Source organism: Paenibacillus sp. GYB006 (genome assembly GCF_036577645.1).
Lineage (GTDB): Bacteria > Bacillota > Bacilli > Paenibacillales > Paenibacillaceae > Paenibacillus.
Genome location: NZ_JARBDA010000001.1, coordinates 589,841 through 612,264, shown reverse-complemented (window position 1 = coordinate 612,264; position 22,424 = coordinate 589,841). Strand labels below are relative to the sequence as shown.

The window sequence follows — 22,424 nt, the reverse complement described above, 5'->3', positions numbered from 1 at the left end:
TTTTTCCGTTTCCTCTAATAGATAAGCATAACATTTCTATGTAAGATATGATATATTAAAAGGGTTTCCCAAGCAAAAATGAGGTGAAAAAAATGAAAATAACCGTTTTATTATTTGCAGGAATAGCTGAGAGAATTGGCAAATCCAGAGTCGAACTTACATTAGCAGAATCTACAACAGCAGGGCAAGTAAAAGAAGAACTCATTCATCAATATCCCGATGCTGCAGGGCTGATAGAGAGTGCGATTATTGCCATAAACCAAGAATACGCACCCTCACACTCGCTACTAAATACAGACGTTGAAGTCGCCCTCATCCCGCCTGTTTCTGGTGGAGACGGAGCCACTTCGGGTTCCGCTGACAATGAAGAGATCCACACCACGTCAGATGGGCTATATACAATTGGGTACTCTCCACTGTCTGTGGAACAAGTAACGGATAAAGTCATTACTCCTAATCATGGAGCTGCCCTATCCTTTGTTGGTACCACACGAGAAATGACGGGAGATCAGCGGACTATTCTTCTTGAATATGAGGCTTATATTCCTATGGCTTTATCTATGATGCAAACGATAGGACAAGAAATAGATCAACGCTGGCCTGGAACGCGGTGTGCCATCTCCCATCGACTGGGTAAAGTAGGAATTGCAGAGGTTAGTGTAGTCATCGCGGTTTCTTCTCCTCACCGAGCCGATTGCTATGATGCCAGCAGATATGCTATTGAACGTCTGAAAGAAATTGTGCCTATATGGAAAAAAGAAATATGGGCAGATGGATCCGAGTGGAAGGGCCATCAGACCGGACCGTGGAATCCCAAAACATGACCGTTTCCTTTAACAGGTCATTGTCATACCATTTTTTTCTTGTTATGATATTTTTAAATTCAATGCTTAAAGGTGGTTTATTTGTTTGAGATTACATGTCACCGATCTTAAGCCCGGTCAGTTACTGGAAAGTGATGCATTTAATCATTCCGGTGTGCAGCTGATGCCAGCAGGCTCTCTCCTTAACGATTCCGATATTAATAGACTTAAATTACATGGTATTGATTATGTAGACATCGCAGATAGTGTACAGTTGCCCGATTTTCCTACCCCTGTTGTCACTTCGTCCCCCGGGGAGTCACTTATGAAGCTGGTTCCGTTGTTTGATACAACGATGGCAGGAACAGCTACTATTTTCAAGCAAGCGATGAACTCTGGAACCATTGCCATGAACGAGGTTGATGAACTGCTTCAACCGATGACAGAGCAACTTGTTGAACAGAAGGATGTTGTCTCACTGCTCCTGCTTTTAGACCGGGATGATGAGTATACATATAACCATTCAGTCCAAGTAGGCATTCTCACGTATTATATGGCCTCTTGGCTCGGTTATTCAGCAGAGGACTGTTATAACATCTCTAAAGCAGGATATCTCATTGATATCGGGAAATCAGTAGTCCCACAAGAACTATTGCATAAGCCCGGGAAACTCAGTACCGAAGAATTTCGAATCATGAAAAAACACGCAAAGCAAGGACATGACATTATTCTTGCATCTACAGGAAATGAACTGCTTGCCCTCCCTGCACTTCAGCATCATGAACGTGAAGATGGAAGCGGATACCCCTATGGGCTGCGAAAGGATGACATCCATCCTTATTCGCGTATAGCGGCTGTGGCAGACGTCTACAGTGCCATGACTACCACTCGCGTGTATCAATCCAAACAAGAGTATATCTCTGTCCTATGCGAGCTGTACGGTCTTAGCTTTGGTCAATTGAATGCAGAAGTAACCCAAAGTTTTATCAAACATTTGCTGCCGAATTTTATTGGTAAAAAGGTCCTGCTCACTACCGGTGATACTGGCATTATTGTACTGAATAATCCAAATGATTATTTCAGGCCTCTTGTAAAAAGCCCTCATGGGTTTATTGATCTTGCGAAGCATCGTTATATCGCAATTGTAGAAATTTATATTTAACAGTACGAACTAGAACCTATACATAAAAACCCTATCAAGTTACCTATGACTGATGTGGTGTCCCCTTTAGATCCATTACATGCGTTGTCTATAATCAAGCAGGTAAAGATAACAAACAGGCTGAGGAATCTTTCCTCGGCCTTTTCTTATTCTTTAAATCAGATAAATTAGTAACTAAATATATTGGATAACAGTTCCTTTTATTGAAATTAACTGTTATTCTATATTTAGAAAATTATCTAAATATAGATATGTTGGTGAAATCGATGTTTAACACATTTAAAGCTTTATCGGATCCCACGCGAATGAAGATTCTTGAATTATTAAGAAAAGGAAATATGACCGCGGGAGAAATTGCAGACCATTTCCATATGACAAAGCCAAGCATTTCACATCATTTAAGCATTTTAAATCAAGCAGATTTAGTTTTCGCAGAGAAAAAGGGGCAATTCATTCACTATTCTCTCAACACAACGATGATTCAAGAGATTATGTACTGGGCACTCAAATTTAACAAGGAATAAAACGAAATGTACGGTGTTTATTTTTCAATGAGAGGAGTTTGAATCTTATGATAAAAAAGAATCTTTTTTCACTCGTATTGATCGGTATAACGATTATCCTCGGTTTATTTGCTTATCCATTCTTGCCTGAGACATTAGTTATTCAATTTGGAGCAGACAATACACCTACGAACACCGCACCTAAGCTTGTTGCCTTGGCCATCGTTCCTGGTACCATGCTTCTGCTTCTACTCACTCGTGAAAACTCTAAGCGTCTTGTTCACCGTGCAAATCTTCTAGAAGTCACACTGATTTATAAAATATCAATTTTTATTCTACTCGGAATCCAAATTGCGATGATTTTATACGGACTAGGTTACCGGTTTGATTTCTACATGCTTGGAAATATGACAGTCAGCATCATCTTTATCATTGTTGGTAACTATTTATATCGAGCTAGAAAAGGATATCGTTTTGGTTTTGCCAACCGTTGGACCTTATCGAATGAAACCGTGTGGAAGAAAACGCATCAACTGGCTTCTGCCGTTTTTATTCTGGCTGGAATTCTTACCTTTGTATTGAATATCATGGGTGGTTCTATGCTAGGGTATAACATTAGTATATTTGCTAGCGGAGTCGTCATTTGTTATATCGGGTCTTACCTCTTTTATCTTACTAATAAAAACAGTAGCGTATCGTAATCTCTGCATCTAAAAGAATAGGTGTGAAAAAATATCCAACCATTCTAATTGCGGATGACCAAAAAGTGGTGTTGGAAACTCATGATATCAAGGAAGTGAAACCATTATTTCAATAAACTAATAAAAAAAGAAGAAGACGAACTTTAAAAAGTTCGTCTTCTTTATTTGATAATGCTTTTTGAATCGTCCACAAATGTGGCACATTAATTCAAAAATTCTCTAAAGTTCTTCTATGACTGGTTTAACCGATAGAACCTTCCATCTCGAACTTGATGAGACGGTTCATCTCTACCGCATATTCCATTGGAAGTTCTTTCGTAAACGGCTCGATAAAGCCCATTACGATCATTTGTGTAGCTTCTGCTTCTGACAAACCACGGCTCATCAGATAGAACAGCTGCTCTTCCGATACTTTGGATACTGTTGCTTCGTGTTCCAAAGTAATGTTATCGTTCATGATCTCATTATAAGGAATCGTATCCGAAGTGGACTCATTATCCAGAATCAATGTATCACATTTGATATTGGATTTCGCCCCTTCTGCGTTACGTCCAAATGATGCCAATCCACGATACGTTACTTTACCACCATGTTTACTGATGGATTTGGATACGATCGTAGAAGTTGTGTCTGGTGCAAGGTGGATCATTTTAGCCCCTGCATCCTGATGCTGTTCTTTACCAGCAACCGCAATGGAAAGTACAGATCCTTTAGCACCGCGGCCTTTTAGAATAACTGCTGGATATTTCATCGTCAGTTTGGAACCGATGTTACCATCGACCCATTCCATCGTTGCATTCTCTTCAGCAACCGCACGTTTTGTAACCAGGTTATAAATGTTTGGTGCCCAGTTTTGGATGGTTGTATAACGAACACGAGCGTTCTTCTTGGCAATGATCTCAACAACCGCACTATGCAGGGAATTTGTGCTGTATACAGGAGCTGTACAGCCTTCTACATAGTGAACGAAGCTATCTTCGTCAGCAATAATCAAAGTACGCTCAAATTGTCCCATATTTTCGGAGTTAATCCGGAAGTAGGCTTGAAGCGGCACTTCACATTTTACGCCTTTTGGTACATAGATAAAGCTTCCGCCTGACCATACCGCACTATTCAGTGCAGCAAATTTGTTATCCGCTGGAGGAATAACCGTAGCGAAATACTCTTTCAAAATTTCTGGATGTTCTCTGAGTGCAGTATCCGTGTCCATGAAGATTACACCTTGATCTTCCAGTTCTTTCTGCATGTTGTGATATACAACCTCAGATTCATACTGAGCAGATACACCAGCAAGGAACTTTTGCTCTGCTTCAGGAATACCGAGTTTATCGAATGTTTCTTTAATTTCTGTTGGTACTTCTTCCCAAGTTTTACCTTGTTTCTCAGAAGGTCTTACATAGTACTGGATATCGTTGAAGTCGAGACCGTCAAGGTCTCCACCCCATTTTGGCATATCCATTTTGTAAAATTGTTTCAAAGACTTCAGACGGAAGTCAAGCATCCATTCTGGTTCTTCTTTAATACGGGAAATTTCTCTTACTACTTCTTCAGTCAGACCTTTACCCGTTTTAAAAATGGATTGGTGTTCGTCACGAAAACCATATTTATATTCTTCCATTTCAGGAGCTTTTTTAGCCATCGGGGTCTACCTCCCTATCGTTATTGTGATTTGTGATCCTCATCAATCCCTTTACGCAGTGCATTCCATGCAAGGGTTGCACATTTGATACGTGCGGGGAATTTATTTACACCGGATAGGGCTTCAATATCTTCATATTCGTCAAATTCTTGTTCCTCTCCTTGCATCAAGGACGAGAAACGTTCTGCCAAGTTCAAAGCTTCTTCCATCGATTTGCCTTTAATAGCCTCAGTCATCATGGAAGCAGAAGACATACTGATCGAACAGCCATCTCCTGAATACTTTGCATCCTCGACAATTCCGTCTTTAACTTTCAGCTGCAATGAAATCCGGTCACCGCATGTCGGATTGTTTAAATTTACTGTGACTGCGTCATCAGCAAAAGTACCCCGATTTCGCGGATTTTTATAGTGGTCCATAATTACGCGCCGATACAGATCATCAAGTTGCATCACTAAAATACTCCTTTGTCTGGATTAAGGCGCTGACAAGACGATCAACGTCTTGCTCCGTATTATATAGATAAAAGCTAGCTCGTGCAGTAGAACCTACTTCAAGCCACCGCATAAGCGGCTGACAGCAGTGATGTCCTGCACGAATTGCTACTCCGCTTGCATCAAGTACAGTCGCTACATCATGAGGATGAACACCCTCTAAGTTAAACGTTGCAAGGCCGACATGACGTTTCTTAGGACCATAAATGGTGATTCCTTCAATCTCAGATAAACGATCCATAGCATAATTGGCTAAAACACTCTCATGTCTTGCAATCTCGTCCATGCCAATTTCCTCAAGGAAATCAATAGCCGCACCGAGACCTACTGCACCAGCGATAATCGGAGTTCCTCCTTCGAATTTCCAAGGGAGTTCTTTCCATGTGGACTCGTATAGTCCAACATCATCAATCATTTCGCCGCCAAATTCGACCGGCTCCATGGACTCAAGCAGCGCCTTCTTGCCATAAAGTGCACCAATACCGGTCGGACCGCACATTTTGTGTCCAGACAAAGTATAGAAATCACAGTCCAAATCCTGTACATCAACTTTCATATGAGGAGTACTCTGAGCTCCATCGATGACCATAACAGCGCCATGACGATGAGCAATCTCAGCAATCTCTTTCACAGGGTTGATTACACCAAGGACATTAGATACATATGCCATCGATACGATTTTGGTTTTTGACGTAATGGTTGATTCTGCATCAGCCAATGACACACTGCCATCTGGCTGAAGCGGAATATATTTCAGAACAGCACCTGTGCGTAACGCAAGTTGCTGCCAAGGAATCAGATTACTATGATGTTCCATAGGAGTGATTACAATTTCATCACCTTCAGAAAGTACAGAAGGACCATATGAGGATGCAACAAGGTTTAGTGCCGTAGTTGTACCTCTCGTAAAAATAATCTCTTGTGTACGTCTTGCATTGATGAATTTGGCCACTTTTTGACGAGCACCTTCATAAGCATCTGTGGCACGGCTGCCTAGCGTATGAACTCCGCGATGCACGTTTGAGTTTTCCCACTCATAATAATGTTTTACGGCTTCTATTACAGCAATCGGCTTTTGAGAAGTCGCTGCATTATCTAAATATACTAACGGATGCCCATTGATCTCTTGATCCAGGATGGGAAACTGTTTCCGAATCTCTTCGGCGTTCATTGTCCTAATTTCCTTTCAACGAGAGATTGCAATTGAACTTGCAATTCTTTCATTGGAATATCAGAAATAACAGGAGCCAAAAATCCGTAAATGATCAATCTTTCCGCATCCGTACGGGAAATACCGCGTGACATCAAATAGAAAATTTGTTCTTGATTCACTTGACCTACAGAGGCAGCGTGGCCCGCTGTAACATCATCTTCATCAATGAGGAGAATTGGGTTCGCATCTCCCCGGGCTTTCGGGCTAAGCATAAGAACACGTTCTGTCTGCTGACCATCTGCTTTGGTTGCACCCTTTTCAATTTTGGTAATACCATTGATGATTGCTGTTGCTTCTTCTCTCATAACAGCGCGAGTAATCATCTGACTTGAAGAGCTCTTACCAAAGTGTTTCGCTTGTGTGGTGTAATTCAGTTTTTGAGAACCAGCACCTACAGCAATTGTTTTTTGATCGGATGTTGAACCATTGCCTTTTAGCACAGAAAGCGTATCACTTGCCGTATTGCCAATGTTCATCTCTCCCACGATCCACTCAATGGAACCATCGTTCTCTACAACGGCGCGGCGGAAGGATACATCCGTCACTTGGTCTCCAAACTGGTGAACCGTTGCAAAACGAACTTTTGCACCTGCTTTTACAAATACTTCAGCTACCCCGATATGAGACACTTCGGCATCCAGTTGTCCAGATACATAATTATCTACATAGGTCACTTCGCTGTTCGTATCGGCAATAATCAGAATATGTGGTGCAAATGCTGCAGTACCATCATCAGACAACAGAATTGCCTGAACCGGTTTGTCGAGAACCACATTACGAGGAACATAGAGGAATACTCCTCCGTTCCAGATTGCAGAATGAAGCGCAGCAAGCTGGTGTTCATCTGATTTCACTGCTGTATGAAGGTGTTTCTTAACAAGATCTTCATGTTCACGTACTGCTGTTTCCAGATCCATGAAGATAACACCTTGATCTGCTAGCTCTTTGGAAAGATTACTATACACAACACCGGAATTACGCTGAATCAGCAAAGTTCCGTCTTCTTCTTCTCTGATCAAAGAATGAATGGTTTCAGGAGCCTCTTCCAAAGAGATTGCGTTAGCTGCTTTATATTGACCGTATGCTGAAATATTCCAACGTTCGATTTTTGTTTTTTCCAGTTTCGGAAGCTCAAGGCTACCAGCAAGTTCAAGCGCTGCTTGGCGCTGATCTGCGAGCCAAGCCGGCTCATTTTTGCTTTCGGATAACGCACGAAGCGCTACGGAATCAACCGGAAGAATGGTTTGTGTTGTCATTTACTTTTGTCCTCCTCCGTTAATCTTTACGCTTCTTGTCCTACAGTTTCATCTTCAATACCAAGTTCTTCTTTAATCCAGTCATAACCTTCTGCTTCCAAACGTTCAGCAAGTTCAGGACCTCCGGATTTTACGATTCGACCTTGCATCATAACGTGAACATAATCAGGTTTGATGTAGTTAAGCAAACGTTGGTAGTGAGTGATGATGAGGAATCCGCGATCTTCGCTCTTCATTGCATTTACACCATTGGCTACAATGCGAAGTGCATCGATATCAAGACCCGAGTCAATTTCATCAAGAATGACAAGTGATGGATCAAGCAGCATCATTTGCAAAATTTCATTACGTTTCTTCTCACCGCCGGAGAAGCCTTCATTCAGGTAACGATGAGCAAACTCAGGATTCATTTCGAGTTCTTTCATTTTACCTTCCATTTGACGAATGAATTTGATAAGAGAGATTTCGCTGCCTTCTTCACGGCGTGCATTAATCGCACTACGCAAGAAGTCGGAGTTTGTTACACCGGCAATTTCACTTGGATACTGCATAGCCAGGAACATACCTGCACGAGCACGCTCGTCAACTTCCATTTCTAGTACATCTTCACCGTTTAATGTTACCGAACCGCCAGTAACTTCATATTTCGGGTGGCCCATGAGTGCGGAAGCTAAAGTACTTTTACCTGTACCGTTAGGACCCATAATTGCGTGGATTTCTCCACCTTTCATGCTAAGGTTAATTCCTTTCAGAATTTCCTTACCTTCTATTTCTGCTTTAAGTCCTTCAATGACGAAATTTGTAGCCATATGTGCCTTAACCTCCAATAAAATAATTTCATAGTCGAAATCATATTGTTTATCTAAATAGGGTCGCCCCTTGATTTCCAGTTTCGCTTTATAAAGCATCACTTTATAATAATTCTAAACTGATTCTCAATGATTCTCAAGTCATTTATGTTAAAAAGTTTACAGACTGCAGAAAGAAAATCCCCTTCTCTCCCTAAAACTCTCCACAACTTGACAGCAACACTGCACTGTAACCACTGATACATATGAATTCTATATGAAATAGGGTACCGAATCAAATGAGATTCGCCTTTTTCATAAATTCATTATGATTCCTTCATCGTTAACCAAAAAGGCTGACCTTATAAGGTCAGCCTTTTTGTAATCTTTATCTTTCCTTTATAATTAAGCAAGGTAAGAACGAAGCATCCACATATGTTTCTCAAGATCAGCTTGGAATCCAGTTAGCATATCTGCTGTAGGCTGATCGCCTGCTTCGTCAGCTGCTTCAATACCTTCAGCATACTCCTCGGACAAGGTAGCAAAGTCTTCAATAATATTTTGCACCATTGTTTTCGTATCTTCGCCGCCAGCTGCTTCTTGAATAGAAGCAAGCTCAAGATATTCTTTCATTGTTGCGGCAGGGCTACCTTTAATAGTAAGGAGACGTTCCGCAATTTCATCCATTTGAAGAGTAACTGCATTATACAATTCTTCGAATTTTACATGAAGTGAGAAGAAGTTTGGACCCGTAACATACCAGTGATAGTTATGGATTTTCACATACATTACATTCAGGTTCGCAACCTGACGGTTTAGAATTTGTTCTACCCCTGTTTTTGTCTGTGTTTTATTGGTTGATTTAGCCATTGATATCCCATCCTTTTTTTTAATTTAATGTAATTTTCCAATCTTTATGTAGATCAGAAATCCTTCTATTTGGTGAAGATCAGATGCTGCTGTTCTTCTCTTCGCTGCTATTTTAAATTTACCCGTTAGCCTAGTTAATGAAACAAATCTATCAACTGACCTCTAACATGAATAGTTTTCCTATTCGGATAATTGTTCCAAAAAAATGCTATAAAATTGAAGAGTAATCCGATATACTGATATACCAAGTAAAGAAGTTGGTTTTATTCTTTATCATATACTTTAGCGGAGGTGCCTACCTTGTCTTCATATCATCCTTTAACTCTTGATGAAGCAATGCAACTGTCTCAGAATGTACTGGATCTATTTGATGCAAACAGTAAACTGACCTGCCAGGAAATTGGTGATGGTAATTTGAATCTCGTCTTTCATATTACAGATACGAATTCCCGCAACAGTGTGATCGTTAAACAGGCATTGCCTTATGCCAAAATTGTTGGTGAATCATGGCCCCTATCGCTAGACCGCGCAAGAATTGAACGTGAGGTACTACAGGAAGAGTATAGAATCTGCCCTGGCTCTGTTCCGCAAGTATATTATTATGATGATGAACTTGCTTTAACGATCATGGAAGATCTCAGTGATCATGTCATCATGAGAAAAGGATTAATTGAAGGAAACCACTATCCTCTGTTTTCCAAACATATCGGAGAATTTATGGCTCGGACACTTTTTTATACGTCCGATTTAGCTATGGATCAATCTCTTAAGAAAGAAAAAGTTAAGAAATTCGTAAACCCAGACCAATGTAAGATTACAGAAGATCTTATTTTTGAAGAGCCTTATCGTATATCTGAACGAAACAATTACTCTCCTTCTATTGAGGATGAAGCAGAGGCGCTTCGTACGGATAGCAAGTTGCATTTGGAAATTGCGATTTTAAGAGAAAAGTTTCTTACTGAGGCGCAAGCTTTGCTTCATGGTGATCTTCATACAGGCAGTATTTTTGTTACATCAGAATCTACAAAAGTAATCGACCCGGAATTCGCTTATTATGGACCCATGGGATTTGATATCGGTGCCGTTCTTGCCAATCTGCTTCTGCACTATGTATCTATACCAGGATGGATCACAGACGAAGCTGCCGCCTCCGCACGTGCAGAAGAACTGCTTCTAATGGTTCAGAATGTATGGACCGAATTTGAAATCAGTTTCTGCGATCTATGGAATCAAGATGTCCAGGACTACATGGCTCGTACCAATGGCTATCAAGCGTTCTATATAACTAAACTCCTTCAAGACAGCGCCGGATTCGCTGGAAGCAAAATGATTCGCCGGATCGTCGGACTTGCGCATGTAGCCGATATCGATACGATTAACAATGAAACAATTAGAGAACAAGCTGAACGAAAAGCACTCTCCATTGGCAAAAACCTGGTGAAAAATCACCGCCGGATTACATCCATTAACGACTTTATGAATCTCGTTACAGACGCTAGCAAAGGAAAGGTAGGACAACGATGAGCAATTTCAGCACGAATACGGAGTTTAATCCATTAATTTCACTTAACTGGAGAGGAGATCACCTTGAACTTCTCGATCAGAGACTACTGCCTGAATCCATTGTTATGCTTGACCTCTATACTCCGGAAGAGATATGGGATTCCATTCATTCCATGAAAGTGCGAGGTGCTCCGGCAATCGGTATCGCGGCAGCTTTTGGCGTGGTACTTGGTGCAGGCCAGTATCAGAAGGATGATATTGCAGGCTGGCTTGAAAAAGTGAAGGAAGTATGCGATTATCTCGCGACATCAAGACCTACCGCAGTAAATCTATTCTGGGCGCTGGACCGTATGTATGCAGCCGCTGTACAACTTAGCGAGGACCCTAATTACCTCTCTATCTCTGCATTAAATGAAGGTCTAGCACAAGAAGCCATTGCAATCCGTGCGGAGGATGAAGAAGTATGCAGAATGATTGGTGAAAATGCCTTGCCTTTATTCCAAGACGGAATGGGCGTACTGACTCACTGTAACGCAGGAGGATTAGCAACAGCAAAATACGGTACCGCTACAGCTCCAATGTATCTTGCCAAAGAACAAGGAATTCATCTCAAAATTTTCGCAGATGAGACGCGTCCCGTTCTCCAAGGTGCTCGTTTAACGGCTTTTGAACTGCAGCAAGCTGGAATTGATGTAACACTCATTACCGACAACATGGCTGGAATGGTGATGTCTAAGGGCTGGATTCAAGCTGTTATTGTAGGTACCGATCGTGTAGCTGCTAATGGGGATGTTGCGAATAAGATTGGTACTTATAGTGTTGCTGTTCTTGCTAAAGCACATGGGATTCCATTTTACGTAGCTTGTCCGATGTCAACCATTGACCTGAATACACCGACAGGTGCACATATTCCCATTGAAGAACGCGCACCGGAAGAAGTGACTGAAGGGTTCGGTAAGCGTACTGCTCCCCAAGGAATCAAAGTATTTAATCCCGCATTTGATGTGACACCAAACGAATACGTAACCGCTATTATTACGGAAAAAGGAATCGTCCGCGCTCCTTTCGACCAAAACTTAAAAGCGTTGTACTCTAAAATTTAATTCATAACGTTATTATGAGATATGAAATGGATTCACTCTGTTAGCGAGTATGATTTAATCTCATTTATATTGTTAAGCAGCCCCCATTTAGAAAGGGCTGCTTTGTTTTTGAAGAGCTAAGAACCCAGCTGCTTTATTCACATCATTTTAATCAGGGCTTCTACTCCGGTCATACCAGGTACGATCCCTAGTTTTTCGGCTTCATGTGTTACAGATTCCATTGGTGCTGCCAGCAGTTCCGCAATGGTTTTAACCCCTACTGCTCTAGCTGCAATAATCTGTCGCTGCCCCAAACGCTCATTAAGTAAACCTACATCGAGCGCTCCGCACATAATATATCCCTTTGATGTCGAAACAGTAATGAGCGTCGTTTTAGGTAACTTCACTTCCACGGCAGTAAGGGTATATTCTCCAACTTGAACCGGTTCTAATGTTACCATTTGCGTAAAACACCCCCTTCGCTTTTACGTCTCGACATCATATTCCTAGGTCTTACAAACGGTGTGGACAGTAGCGGAGCACCGAATTATTGATAAAACATGTCCTATAACCTATGAAACTACCGAATTTGATATCTTACTATTCGTTCTTTTGTAATTTTATATGTCTATTGTACTATTCATCCTTGCATTTTAATGATATAGTTATGAAATACATATCCAAAAATTGTAACAGAAATCTGCAGCGTGGGGTAATTAAAAACATGAACAAGTCCATATCATCAAACATAAATCATGAACAAGCTTTTTTATTTAATGTAGATATCATGATTCATAGCCGTACCAATGCCCTTGCCTTGCAAGCTTTGCTTGAAATTCTTAATGAACCGGAAGGAATCAGTGACTTTCGAATACAGTCCGGCATCGAGCTGGGTACAAAAATCAAAGAAGCTTTACACGAGTACCCTTCTACTGAACAGAATGCAGCTTTACCGAACAAACTATCTCCTAAAGAAGCAGTTGAACCTAACAAGCAAAACAACTATCCAAAAACAACGAAACTGGCCGAAAGACAGCAATCCTTAGCTGTAAATCAACAACACTCCATACCTGCATTCATGTGTCCTTCTGACGATTGGATTAATTCTGCGATGCAAGCAGGCAGACTCATCCGAATCCATATTCGAGACAACAAGGGACAGCAAAAAAGCATCCCCTGTCGTATATTAAATTATGATCAAGGAACCAAGTTAGTAAGCATTTATCACGTTGACGAGAAACAGGTGTACTCTATTCATACCTCCGAAATCGAAAAATACGTATAAAAGAAACGGCTTCTCTCAGCAATAGAGAGAAGCCGTTTCTTTTATACTTTCTTCAAAGCGGTAACCGCTAGACATATCCAACCAGCAATAAAACTTACACCGCCGAGAGGAGTTATAGCTCCTAATGGACCAAGACCACTTATACTTAGCGCATATAAACTTCCAGAGAATAATATAATACCAATGAATAATAGCCTAGCTGACCAGACAAGTAACTTAGCTTCACCGAAAACTTTTGCAATAACTCCAATTAAAATGATGCCGAGTGCATGGATCATGTGATACTGAACACCTGTTTCATATACTGAAATCTTGTCCTCACCAATGATAGGTTCTAACATATGTGCACCAAATGCACCAATCATAACAGAAAGCATGACTAGAATTGAACCGATGCCTATCCACTTTTTTGCCACTTCCATTTCACTCCTTGTTCCTGTTGTCTTTCTATTATCTTACCTCAATTGGTTTCCCCTAAGCTATCTAAAGTGAGGTTTGTCACTAAACTGCAACATTCAGAGCTGTACTCATTTTCTCCTTTCTCTTGCTTTTTTGAAAGATTTATGAAACATTAAATGGTAAAACAGAAAATAAGGAGTATACGGATGGATAAATTCGAGCAGGTTCATGAAAGGGATAACACAAAACAAGAAGAGGTAACAGAAGTGAATAATCCTTACGGAACATTTCAGCCGCCAGTAACTCCGCTGAAACACTCAGGTCCTGGAATTGCTTCTCTTGTATTGGGTATCCTATCTCTTATCACCTACATTACTATTCTTGCTTTATCACCGGCAGCAGCAAGAGATATTTTACAGAGTAATTCTCCTGAGGCAATGCTTGAGAGTATTTATGTAATCATAATTGGCGTTCTGGTCCTTGTTGGATTACTTCTTAATCTAACAGGTATGATTTTGGCGATTGTTGGCCTATCCCTTAAGAATCGAAAAAAAATAATTCCTATTACCGGGATGATTTTTCATGGGATCATATTACTCATTACTGTAGGCTTCTTTATTCTAGGTATGATCTGATCATGACCTCAGATCTTTTTGCTACAAATGTCTATATGCATTATAATAGAACTGTATGTTATAAATGAATTTTTTCTAAAAAGGGGATTAAGATGTCGCGAATTAAAATTTTTGCGGACAGCACCAGTGATTTACCTAAGACTTGGGTCCAGCAACATGAGGTTGGTATTGTTCCACTTTATGCCGTGTTTGGCGATGAATCGTTAAAAGATGGTGTTGAAATTAGCCCCGAACAGCTGTATGCAAGGGTAGATCGTGAAGGCCGTCTTCCAAAAACGGCAGCACCTTCTCCTGCTGATTTTATGGCTTCTTTTGGTCCTTACATAGATCAGGGCTATCAAGTTTTATTTATTAGCCTTTCATCTGAGCTTTCTTCTACGTATCAAAATGCACTCATCGCTTCAGGCGAATTTCCAGATGGCAGTGTTACTGTGTTTGATTCACTTAACTTAACATCCGGAATTGGTGTACTCGTAATGAAAGCAGTTCAAGCTGCTGAACAAGGAAAAACCATCACTGAAATTGTTGACCTGTTGACTGAGATGAGACCAAAAGTAGAAACCGAGTTTGTCATTGATACACTTGATTATCTATACATGGGTGGCCGCTGTTCAGGAATGCAAAATTTAATCGGCAGTCTTCTCAAAATCAGGCCTGTAATCAAGGTGGTTGATGGAAAGATGACGCCCGCATATAAAGTTAGAGGCAAACGCGAAAAAGCCATTGACCAAATGCTGAATAATGCACTTAGTAATGTCAATGTAATGAATAACGATACCATTTTCGTTGTACATTCGATGTGCGAGGAAGATGCACTTCTGATTCAGAAGACATTAAAGGAAAAAACCAAAGCAAAACATATTGAAATGGCTACAGCAGGTTGTGTTATTTCGAGTCATTGCGGACCTAAAACGATTGGACTTGTTTACGTAAGAGCTTAAGTCTAAAAGAAGAAGACCGTTCCTATATGGAATCGGTCTTCTTCTTTTTGTATTTTGAGATAACCTGAAAAAATCATGAATTAACATTAATATGTTTTTGTTTTGAGTTCATCCAAGCTTTTGAATGTATAACCCTGTGCTCTAGCCGCATCAATGATCTGTCCTAAGGCCTCTGTGTTATCCTTAGACACCGAATGAAGTAAAATCACCGCACCTGGATGAAGCTGTTTCATCACTTGATCGTAGGCATACTGAGCACCATGCTGTACCTTCGTATCCCAATCTTTATAAGCAATAGACCAGAACACATTAATATAACCTTCATTCTTACTGACAGTAAGAGAACGTTCGCTGAAAATCCCGCGTGGCGGACGAAGATAAGGAATTTCCTTGCCCGTTAGAGCAAACACTTCCTGTTTGACTTTATCCAGTTCTTCTTTAATTTTGGCATCTGGTGTTACGCTCAGATCGGGATGACTCCAGGAGTGATTCCCTACAATATGGCCTTCCAGACTCATTCTTTTGACCAGATCAGGCTGATCTTTTAAATAATGCCCTGTTACAAAAAATGACGCTGGCACTTTCTTGGCTTTAAGCACATCTAGAATAGCAGGTGTATATCCGTTCTCATAACCATTATCAAACGTTAGATACAACTCTTTTTGTGAGGTATCCCCAAGGAATATCGCTTCATTTTTTTCGAGAATTCCTTTAAATCCTTCCTCATTGATGGATGCAAGCCCGCCATCTTTACTTTTTTTGAAACCAAAGTGATATGCATCTTTCACAGGGGAAGCCTGTATATAGTGGACACCGGCGCCAGTCATGATCAAGATGATCATGATGCTGACCATAAACCACTTTTTCATCATGAATCCGCTCCTATCATCTACACAGTTATGTTACTTAAGATAATATGAGCAAGAATCCATTTTTTTATGTCAAACATTCAGATTTATACTGTTATAATCGGTACCCCTTCTTCCCTTCTTGCTCAGAAATGATATGTAAAAGTTCATGGACAACATTCGATTTATCGGTATGAGACAACCAGCTTCGTGCTGCTTCAATGGCCTGAATTTGACCGCGCCCTTCATCCTTCCATGTCAGCAGTTCCACAATTTTGATCAGTAGAGCCATCATCTCTGTGTTATCCTGTTCTTTTTTTTCGGCACGCATTTTATGAAACAATGCCTCTTGTTCCCAGTCTAACAAGATTTCCTGACCAATCGTTGGTCTCATTAGTGTATATCCTTGTCGGCAACTCTCACAGCGAACGGTGAGCACCTGTTCTTCTACAAAATGTACTTTTACTTCTTGAGTACACGTTGGACATTTAAACTGTACATCTATATGTAATGGTTCTTTTTTCTCTTTCATGGTGGTGCCTCCTATATTTTTCTTTTAAACATTTTGACTTAACTGATCATGTTTACCCCGAAATAAAACGTTTAAATCGGATGATCCTCTTTCTTCATGATATAATTAAAAATAAATGAAGTTTGTGTTACGTTCCGTCATTTTATTTTAGGAGGATTACTGATTTGGAATCAATAAAAAAAATCAATTTCACTAATCCAAAAGTGATTTGGCTTACCGGCCTATCAGGCTCAGGTAAAACTACTCTTGCCACTCACCTGAAGGAAGTATTAATGGAGCACGATTATCCGTGTTATATTCTTGATGGAGATCAGGTACGAAAAGGCCTTAATCAAGATCTTGGTTTTAGCCCGGCAGACCGCAAAGAAAATTTACGCCGCATAGGCGAGGTTTCCAAACTTTTTCTCGACGCAGGTCTTTTCGTAATTGCTGCTTTTATCTCTCCTCATGAAGAAGATCGCCAGATGGTAAAAAAAATGTTTGAACCTGGGCAATTTGTTGAGGTTTATGTAAATTGTTCACTTGAGGAATGTGAAGCAAGAGACCCAAAAGGCCTATACCTCAAGGCAAGAAAAGGAGAAATTCTCCATTTTACAGGTGTCTCGGCACCTTATGAAATACCAAATAAGCCCGATATCATCATTGATACCGAGCTTCTGGATATTAAAAATTCCGTTGCTAAGTTACTGCAAGAATTGGACAAGCTATAAAAACTAAAATTTCAATCTACTAACGAAGGGTGATCGTTTGAATTATAAAGACACCCTCGTCTGGTAGGATAACAACTGTCCGAATACACCTTCCTCATCGCTTGCAAGTCCCTCATACTCTCCTTGCTGCATAACCTTGCCATCCTCAAGAACAATCACTTGATCTGCGTTACGAATGGTCGATAACCGATGAGCGATTACGATAATCGTCATTGATCCTTTCAGTCTGTCCAAAGCCTCCTGAATTTGCAATTCGTTTTGGCTATCCAGGGCGCTTGTAGCCTCATCCAAAACCAGAATAGAAGGATTTCGTAAAATTGCTCTTGCCAGTACAATCCGCTGCCGTTCTCCCCCAGATAAACGTAACCCGCGGTCTCCAATCACTGTATCTAGCCCTTGTGGCAGCTTTTTAACAAACCCAGCAGCTGCAAACTCTAACGATTCCCATAACTCTTCTTCTGTGGCATAAGGCCTAACTAGAAGCAGATTATCACGTATACTCGAATGGAACAAAAAAGGATCTTGTGAAACATAACTGAGAGACTGCCTCCAGTGCCCCCGCTGTTCTTGTTGCAGAGGAAGCTGATCAAGCATAATTCGTCCTGCTGTCGGCTCTATAAGTCCCATTAGAAGATCAATGAACGTACTTTTCCCTGCTCCTGATCGTCCTACCACAGCGGTCATTCCATTAACAGGGATAAAAGCATTAATTCCGTGAAGGGCATCCTTTTTTTGCCCAGGATAACGATAAGAGAGCTGTTCATACCGAATACCTTGATTTAGAAGGATCGGCATTTCATCAGAATGAAGTGGTTGGTTTACTACGTGCAAATCAATGTTTTCTTTCGATTGTTCGCATTCGCTCTGCAGCTGCATCAGGCTTCGAAAGGCAGGAATCATTGATACAATATATTCGATACTTGTTTGTATCATCGAGAATCTCGGCCATAACCTTGAGAAAATGACGATCAATAGCAGCATTGACTCTCCTTGAGACGCGAACAAATGCAAAGAAGAGTATACAAATAAGGCAATAATAACGACCGCACTAATCTGATAGATGAGCTGGGTAGCGGAATTTAGTTTAATGAAATCAACCATGTTTTTTTCCATCCGTAAACACAGTGCCCGAAATCCCTGAATATGCTGTTCTTCAAGGCCATTGCTTTTTATATCTTTCATCCCATTAAAATGTTCTACGATTTCCGTCATATACTGCTGTGACAAATCCGAGGTATGATCTCCAAGTTTTTTTGCCTTATGCACAAAAGGCCGAAGAAGAAAGAATAGCACGGTAGCACTACCAAGCACCATCAACGTTAGCAGTGGAGACAACCAAAATGCAAAAGCGATTTGAATGATAGTAAAAATGGAGGCTGAAGTCAGCCGTAAAAGAAGTGTTGTGCCCTGACTAACACGCGCGAGTTCTGAGGTTAAGATATGACTAAAATCAGATTTACGCTTACTCATAAATAGCTCCCACTTCGAATGAAGAAGAAGCTGATAGGTTTCATAACGAAGCGTATGTACAAAATGCTGTTGAATTTGTGAACTGAGTATCGTCTGGTTTCGTTGTAAAAATGCTTGAAAAGCTACAATGCTGATAAACACAACCAAAACCACTGCAAGCTTAGAGTCTGCGGGTATATGCTGCATTATAGATTGTAACCATTCTAGTGGTAGTGATCCACCGAAACTAGTGTCAACAATACCAATAGCAGCGAGCATCGGGATGAGCATGTAAATACCTGCTCCCTCTAGAATGCTGATTAAGACCATACAGATAACGTTTACAAGCAGTTTACCGCCCGTAATGGCGTAGAGTTTCTTCATGTAGAGCTTTAATTCTTTCATATTCTATCTCCCTGCTTCACGGTTTGGCACGACGCCAGATCCATAAGAACGGGCGTAAAGGTACATATAAAAAATGCAATACACGAGGCAATGGCAACAAAGCCGCGTCCTGAGGACCCGGATACAAACGCCCCAGCAGCATATATAATCGTCGTTTAGGGGATTTAATATGATGTAAATATGATTTTAGCTTTTCTTTATGCGGAATTTTCCCGTCATTGATAAGTTCAAAAGCATAAGCTGCCCATTTAACTGATATTTTCTCTTCTGCCACCAGCTTCATATCACTCCGCAGCGGTGTATTCAGGAGTTCAGAACATAGATAAAAAGTTTGCCCTGCATAATGTTTGGCTTCATGTTCATCCATAAAAAAGGTTAGATCATCATTTAACTGCTGATTACGAATAATACGGTCAATGTCAGTCAGCCAGCGTAGGCGAAACCATCCGTGCCTAGCTCCATGGCTGATTAAATATACAAATAGATCTTCTTGCCCTAGATAAGAAACCTCACGATTGACAATTGTCGTCGTGCGTCTTCTTTCCCATAATTTCGTAAAGGGTACATTCTTCGCTCCCGATGGATTCAGACTCCAATGAATTTCAACTTGTATTTTTAGCGCAGGATGAATCAAAGGAATATGGTGGTCCTTCCATTTCCAGCTTCCAAGGATATGCGGTTGTTCATACTCTTTAATATAACCCAGTCCTTCAAGCAGGGAAAGCGTGGCCTCTACATCATTATAGTTCACAAGCAAGTCCAGATCTTTGGATGTCCGATGAGCCAGATCCCCATATAATTCTTGCGAAAGAATAGGTCCTTTTAAGGTCAAAACCTTGACGCCAGCCCCCTCTAACGAGGAGAGTAAACGCTCTAATTCAGCAGTGAGCTTCATCATAAATAGGGTATTCGTCATGACACCGTGTGCTAATTGCTTCATCACATCAGCAGGAACCTTGCTGCTGATGTGATGTAACTTTGGAAAAATCAGCGGATATACTCGGTGGTGTATGATAAGTTCAATAAACTTTTCCCAATTAACTTGAGTAAAGTGCTCTTCTAATGGATTTGACTCACCGTGATCTTCTCTCTGCAACAACTCACACATGAATTGAAATTCAACGATGGAAGCTTGTTTTAGCAGACCATTTTGCTCATTCTTCATTTTCTATAAACCACCCTTTTGTTACATGCTAGGATTGTTTGGCAAACTTGTTTACAACGGTGAATTTCTCTATACCTTCCGCACCTGTTACGTATAAAGTCCCACTCCGAAGCCAAGCGTGTGCAATTAACTGCTGATCATCATTCTTTGCAATACCAAAATACAGTGTGCTGGCAATCCTCCGCCTCTGGAGCATCTTCATTGCCGCAATGCCAGTGACCATACATTCGCTTTTCCACGGGGTATGTTTGCCAACCTTGTATATCACTTTAGCAATATGAAGTGCAGTTTGTTCTTTAACTGGATGTCTTTCAAAAGTGGTTTCCTGCTGTTCAGTGCCTAACAATGGAGCAATCCTAGCGAATGGTAAAAAGCTCATCACTCTCGCATAGGCCAGATATAACCATGCTTCTACGATCATTCGCTTTAAAGCAGGTTTTTGCCTGAGAAAAGACCGAAAAAGAGCAGTTCTCATGATTCTCATCCTAGCTTTTCTGTATTTTGATGAGTCCTTCCTTGTATAGTTGCTGCATAAACGTATAGACGTGTTTCTCACATTGATCTATCGATACCGTGAATTCTGTTGTGAGCGTGTGTACTAGATTTGGAATCGTGTTTCCTTCTGATAAGAGCTCCCAGATTCGTCCACCCGTTTTGCCGAGATTGTAGTATTTTCCAGACTGAATAGACATCATAACTTTATCTCCGTTCATATCACTAACCACATAGCCTTCTTCTTGAATGTAAGTTTCAGTTAACATAACTACATTTTCTGTCATATGGATTGACTCACTCCTTTATTTACCGTTTGTAACACGGTGTCCACTACATTATGTACTGTTCTTCCATCAAGAGGACGTGATATCCGGTTCATCGGAAGTACTCCTGCCAGCTGGGTAACACTTGAAAAATGCCACTGAAGCATACTCATTCTTTTAATAAAAGCTAGCCGGTAGGTGTGCGCTTGGAGCAGATGGATTCCTGACAAGGCATAGATCGGTTCAACGGTAATGTTATTCTCTGTTGTTGGTAGAAGTTCGAATACACCTGCAAGAGGAACATCATCTACATAAAATTTGTCTCTTCTAGGTACGGCATACTTGAATTCATCCATGATGATTTCGTACCCCGCTGACTCCATTTGTAACATGTCCATGCTGTATGCGTTTAGTTTTTGCTGTGGATATGCTGGAGAAACAATAGGCTCAGCAGATCCTTTCGTATAATGCACGGCAACTACATCATCACTAAGCAAGGGATATCCCTGATTTGCTAGCGCTGCTGAGAGTGTTGATTTCCCTGCTCCTGAATCTCCTAAAAATGCATAAGCAGATTGGCCGATCATAACCGCACTCCCATGAAGCGGCAGTGTCCTGCGCTGCATAAGAATGGCTCCCATACAAGTTCCAAGGAGATATAACCTTATCCGCGCCATGTTTACTCCATATTTAGGTGAAATAGTAATTTGTCTCCCATAAGACACTTCAAAAAGAGCAAGATCAGGGATCTCAAATAGTAATGCTTCATCCCGATATTGAAAATTTTGTCCAGCAATGTTCCATTCCTCTGCAATATGCTCTAATTTGCCAAATTCAATATAAACATCAACTTCGCCTATAGAAGTGATCTCCACTTCTGTTAATTCAGGCAGAGGAATCTCGCTCCACATCTTAAGACCAAATGCTTGATAAAGATATTTCTTATTTCCACTATCCACCACACCAACCTCCTTACTCCTAACGTGATCACTCTCCGCTTCGGGTAAAGCCTCTCTTTTATATTGTCTACGCTGTTAAACCCTAAGTTAGTTACCAGTAGAGAAATGTGATTCATCTCTCTACTGATAACAGAAGGTATTACTTGTAAATACGTTTAAGCTGAGTTAGCTAGGATTATACAGGTCACCATCATGTTCAGTTACCCAATCGATTTGTCTATGTCCTATTCCTGCTTTTGTGCTGCTTATATCTAGCACTTCCAAACTAGGAACCTGCCATTCTTTTTTCTCTGTCAACATACATTCACCTCCCTTCCTAGCAGG

The 22,424-nt window shown here is 40.8% G+C and carries 26 protein-coding genes; 10 read left to right on the top strand and 16 right to left on the bottom strand.

The window, feature by feature from the left end:
- Positions 1–92: 92 nt before the first annotated feature.
- The 4 genes from moaD to PV403_RS03000 all read left to right on the top strand — a co-directional run bounded on the left by moaD (position 93) and on the right by PV403_RS03000 (position 3,169).
- Positions 93–824: a molybdopterin converting factor subunit 1 gene (gene moaD / locus PV403_RS03015; RefSeq protein ID WP_332083568.1), complete on the top strand. Its 732-nt coding sequence runs from the start codon at positions 93–95 to the stop codon at positions 822–824.
- Positions 825–909: 85 nt separating this feature from the next.
- Positions 910–1,965, top strand: coding sequence for an HD-GYP domain-containing protein (locus tag PV403_RS03010; RefSeq protein WP_332083567.1), 1,056 nt, complete (start codon positions 910–912; stop codon positions 1,963–1,965).
- A 266-nt stretch (positions 1,966–2,231) separates the two neighbouring features.
- Positions 2,232–2,489: an autorepressor SdpR family transcription factor gene (locus tag PV403_RS03005; RefSeq protein WP_332083566.1), complete on the top strand. Its 258-nt coding sequence runs from the start codon at positions 2,232–2,234 to the stop codon at positions 2,487–2,489.
- Between the two features lie 47 nt (positions 2,490–2,536).
- A complete protein-coding gene (locus PV403_RS03000) occupies positions 2,537–3,169 on the top strand; it encodes a DUF1648 domain-containing protein (RefSeq protein WP_332083565.1) in 633 nt (210 codons plus the stop codon).
- Positions 3,170–3,410: 241 nt separating this feature from the next.
- Here PV403_RS03000 and sufB read toward each other — a convergent pair whose 3' ends face one another.
- The 6 genes from sufB to PV403_RS02970 form a co-directional block, all read right to left on the bottom strand.
- Positions 3,411–4,808, bottom strand: coding sequence for a Fe-S cluster assembly protein SufB (sufB, locus tag PV403_RS02995; RefSeq protein ID WP_213532095.1), 1,398 nt, complete (start codon positions 4,806–4,808; stop codon positions 3,411–3,413).
- Positions 4,809–4,828: 20 nt separating this feature from the next.
- Positions 4,829–5,260 (bottom strand): Fe-S cluster assembly sulfur transfer protein SufU, encoded by a 432-nt coding sequence (gene sufU, locus PV403_RS02990; protein ID WP_213532094.1) that lies wholly within the window; start codon positions 5,258–5,260, stop codon positions 4,829–4,831.
- Positions 5,250–6,473 carry a cysteine desulfurase gene (locus tag PV403_RS02985; RefSeq protein ID WP_285747533.1) on the bottom strand — a complete coding sequence of 408 codons (1,224 nt, stop codon included), beginning with the start codon at positions 6,471–6,473 and terminating at the stop codon, positions 5,250–5,252. Before PV403_RS02985 ends, sufU begins: the two co-directional genes overlap by 11 nt.
- Positions 6,470–7,771 carry a Fe-S cluster assembly protein SufD gene (gene sufD / locus PV403_RS02980; protein WP_332083564.1) on the bottom strand — a complete coding sequence of 434 codons (1,302 nt, stop codon included), beginning with the start codon at positions 7,769–7,771 and terminating at the stop codon, positions 6,470–6,472. Before sufD ends, PV403_RS02985 begins: the two co-directional genes overlap by 4 nt.
- Positions 7,772–7,797: 26 nt before the next feature.
- Complete coding sequence (gene sufC / locus PV403_RS02975; RefSeq protein WP_332083563.1) at positions 7,798–8,580, bottom strand: Fe-S cluster assembly ATPase SufC; 783 nt, start codon at positions 8,578–8,580, stop codon at positions 7,798–7,800.
- A 384-nt stretch (positions 8,581–8,964) separates the two neighbouring features.
- Positions 8,965–9,429: a Dps family protein gene (locus PV403_RS02970; protein WP_160032912.1), complete on the bottom strand. Its 465-nt coding sequence runs from the start codon at positions 9,427–9,429 to the stop codon at positions 8,965–8,967.
- 300 nt (positions 9,430–9,729) lie between these two features.
- Here PV403_RS02970 and mtnK point away from each other — a divergent pair, with 300 nt between their 5' ends.
- Positions 9,730–10,953, top strand: coding sequence for an S-methyl-5-thioribose kinase (gene mtnK / locus PV403_RS02965; protein ID WP_332083561.1), 1,224 nt, complete (start codon positions 9,730–9,732; stop codon positions 10,951–10,953).
- Positions 10,950–12,035: an S-methyl-5-thioribose-1-phosphate isomerase gene (gene mtnA, locus PV403_RS02960; protein WP_332083559.1), complete on the top strand. Its 1,086-nt coding sequence runs from the start codon at positions 10,950–10,952 to the stop codon at positions 12,033–12,035. Before mtnK ends, mtnA begins: the two co-directional genes overlap by 4 nt.
- A gap of 137 nt (positions 12,036–12,172) precedes the next feature.
- On the opposite strand, the gene PV403_RS02955 is transcribed toward mtnA, so the two are convergent.
- Positions 12,173–12,475 carry a YunC family protein gene (locus tag PV403_RS02955; RefSeq protein ID WP_213532088.1) on the bottom strand — a complete coding sequence of 101 codons (303 nt, stop codon included), beginning with the start codon at positions 12,473–12,475 and terminating at the stop codon, positions 12,173–12,175.
- Positions 12,476–12,738: 263 nt separating this feature from the next.
- Between PV403_RS02955 and PV403_RS02950 the strand changes: the two genes are divergently transcribed.
- A complete protein-coding gene (locus PV403_RS02950; RefSeq protein WP_332083557.1) occupies positions 12,739–13,299 on the top strand; it encodes a hypothetical protein in 561 nt (186 codons plus the stop codon).
- A gap of 41 nt (positions 13,300–13,340) precedes the next feature.
- Here PV403_RS02950 and PV403_RS02945 read toward each other — a convergent pair whose 3' ends face one another.
- Entirely contained in the window at positions 13,341–13,715 is a 375-nt protein-coding gene (locus PV403_RS02945; RefSeq protein WP_332083556.1) for a DUF423 domain-containing protein, read from the bottom strand.
- 189 nt (positions 13,716–13,904) lie between these two features.
- Between PV403_RS02945 and PV403_RS02940 the strand changes: the two genes are divergently transcribed.
- Positions 13,905–14,333 (top strand): hypothetical protein, encoded by a 429-nt coding sequence (locus tag PV403_RS02940; RefSeq protein ID WP_332083555.1) that lies wholly within the window; start codon positions 13,905–13,907, stop codon positions 14,331–14,333.
- A 92-nt stretch (positions 14,334–14,425) separates the two neighbouring features.
- Positions 14,426–15,274, top strand: coding sequence for a DegV family protein (locus PV403_RS02935; RefSeq protein WP_332083554.1), 849 nt, complete (start codon positions 14,426–14,428; stop codon positions 15,272–15,274).
- An 86-nt stretch (positions 15,275–15,360) separates the two neighbouring features.
- On the opposite strand, the gene pdaA is transcribed toward PV403_RS02935, so the two are convergent.
- Both pdaA and PV403_RS02925 read right to left on the bottom strand, forming a co-directional pair.
- Entirely contained in the window at positions 15,361–16,101 is a 741-nt protein-coding gene (gene pdaA / locus PV403_RS02930; protein WP_249717097.1) for a delta-lactam-biosynthetic de-N-acetylase, read from the bottom strand.
- A 136-nt stretch (positions 16,102–16,237) separates the two neighbouring features.
- Entirely contained in the window at positions 16,238–16,654 is a 417-nt protein-coding gene (locus tag PV403_RS02925; RefSeq protein ID WP_332083553.1) for a hypothetical protein, read from the bottom strand.
- 164 nt (positions 16,655–16,818) lie between these two features.
- Here PV403_RS02925 and cysC point away from each other — a divergent pair, with 164 nt between their 5' ends.
- Positions 16,819–17,364, top strand: a complete 546-nt coding sequence (gene cysC, locus PV403_RS02920) for an adenylyl-sulfate kinase (protein ID WP_249717031.1) — start codon at positions 16,819–16,821, stop codon at positions 17,362–17,364.
- Between the two features lie 42 nt (positions 17,365–17,406).
- Here cysC and PV403_RS02915 read toward each other — a convergent pair whose 3' ends face one another.
- From PV403_RS02915 to PV403_RS02890, 6 genes are all read right to left on the bottom strand, one after another.
- Positions 17,407–19,218 carry an ABC transporter ATP-binding protein gene (locus PV403_RS02915; protein WP_213532081.1) on the bottom strand — a complete coding sequence of 604 codons (1,812 nt, stop codon included), beginning with the start codon at positions 19,216–19,218 and terminating at the stop codon, positions 17,407–17,409.
- 16 nt (positions 19,219–19,234) lie between these two features.
- Positions 19,235–20,383: a nucleotidyltransferase domain-containing protein gene (locus PV403_RS02910; RefSeq protein WP_332083552.1), complete on the bottom strand. Its 1,149-nt coding sequence runs from the start codon at positions 20,381–20,383 to the stop codon at positions 19,235–19,237.
- Positions 20,384–20,411: 28 nt separating this feature from the next.
- Positions 20,412–20,858, bottom strand: a complete 447-nt coding sequence (locus tag PV403_RS02905; protein WP_332083550.1) for a lasso peptide biosynthesis B2 protein — start codon at positions 20,856–20,858, stop codon at positions 20,412–20,414.
- A gap of 10 nt (positions 20,859–20,868) precedes the next feature.
- Complete coding sequence (locus PV403_RS02900; protein WP_332083549.1) at positions 20,869–21,162, bottom strand: lasso peptide biosynthesis PqqD family chaperone; 294 nt, start codon at positions 21,160–21,162, stop codon at positions 20,869–20,871.
- Complete coding sequence (locus PV403_RS02895; RefSeq protein ID WP_332083548.1) at positions 21,159–22,100, bottom strand: aldolase; 942 nt, start codon at positions 22,098–22,100, stop codon at positions 21,159–21,161. The genes PV403_RS02900 and PV403_RS02895 overlap by 4 nt, the downstream gene beginning before the upstream one ends.
- Positions 22,101–22,265: 165 nt before the next feature.
- A complete protein-coding gene (locus PV403_RS02890) occupies positions 22,266–22,400 on the bottom strand; it encodes a paeninodin family lasso peptide (RefSeq protein ID WP_332083547.1) in 135 nt (44 codons plus the stop codon).
- Between the last annotated feature and the right edge of the window lie 24 nt (positions 22,401–22,424).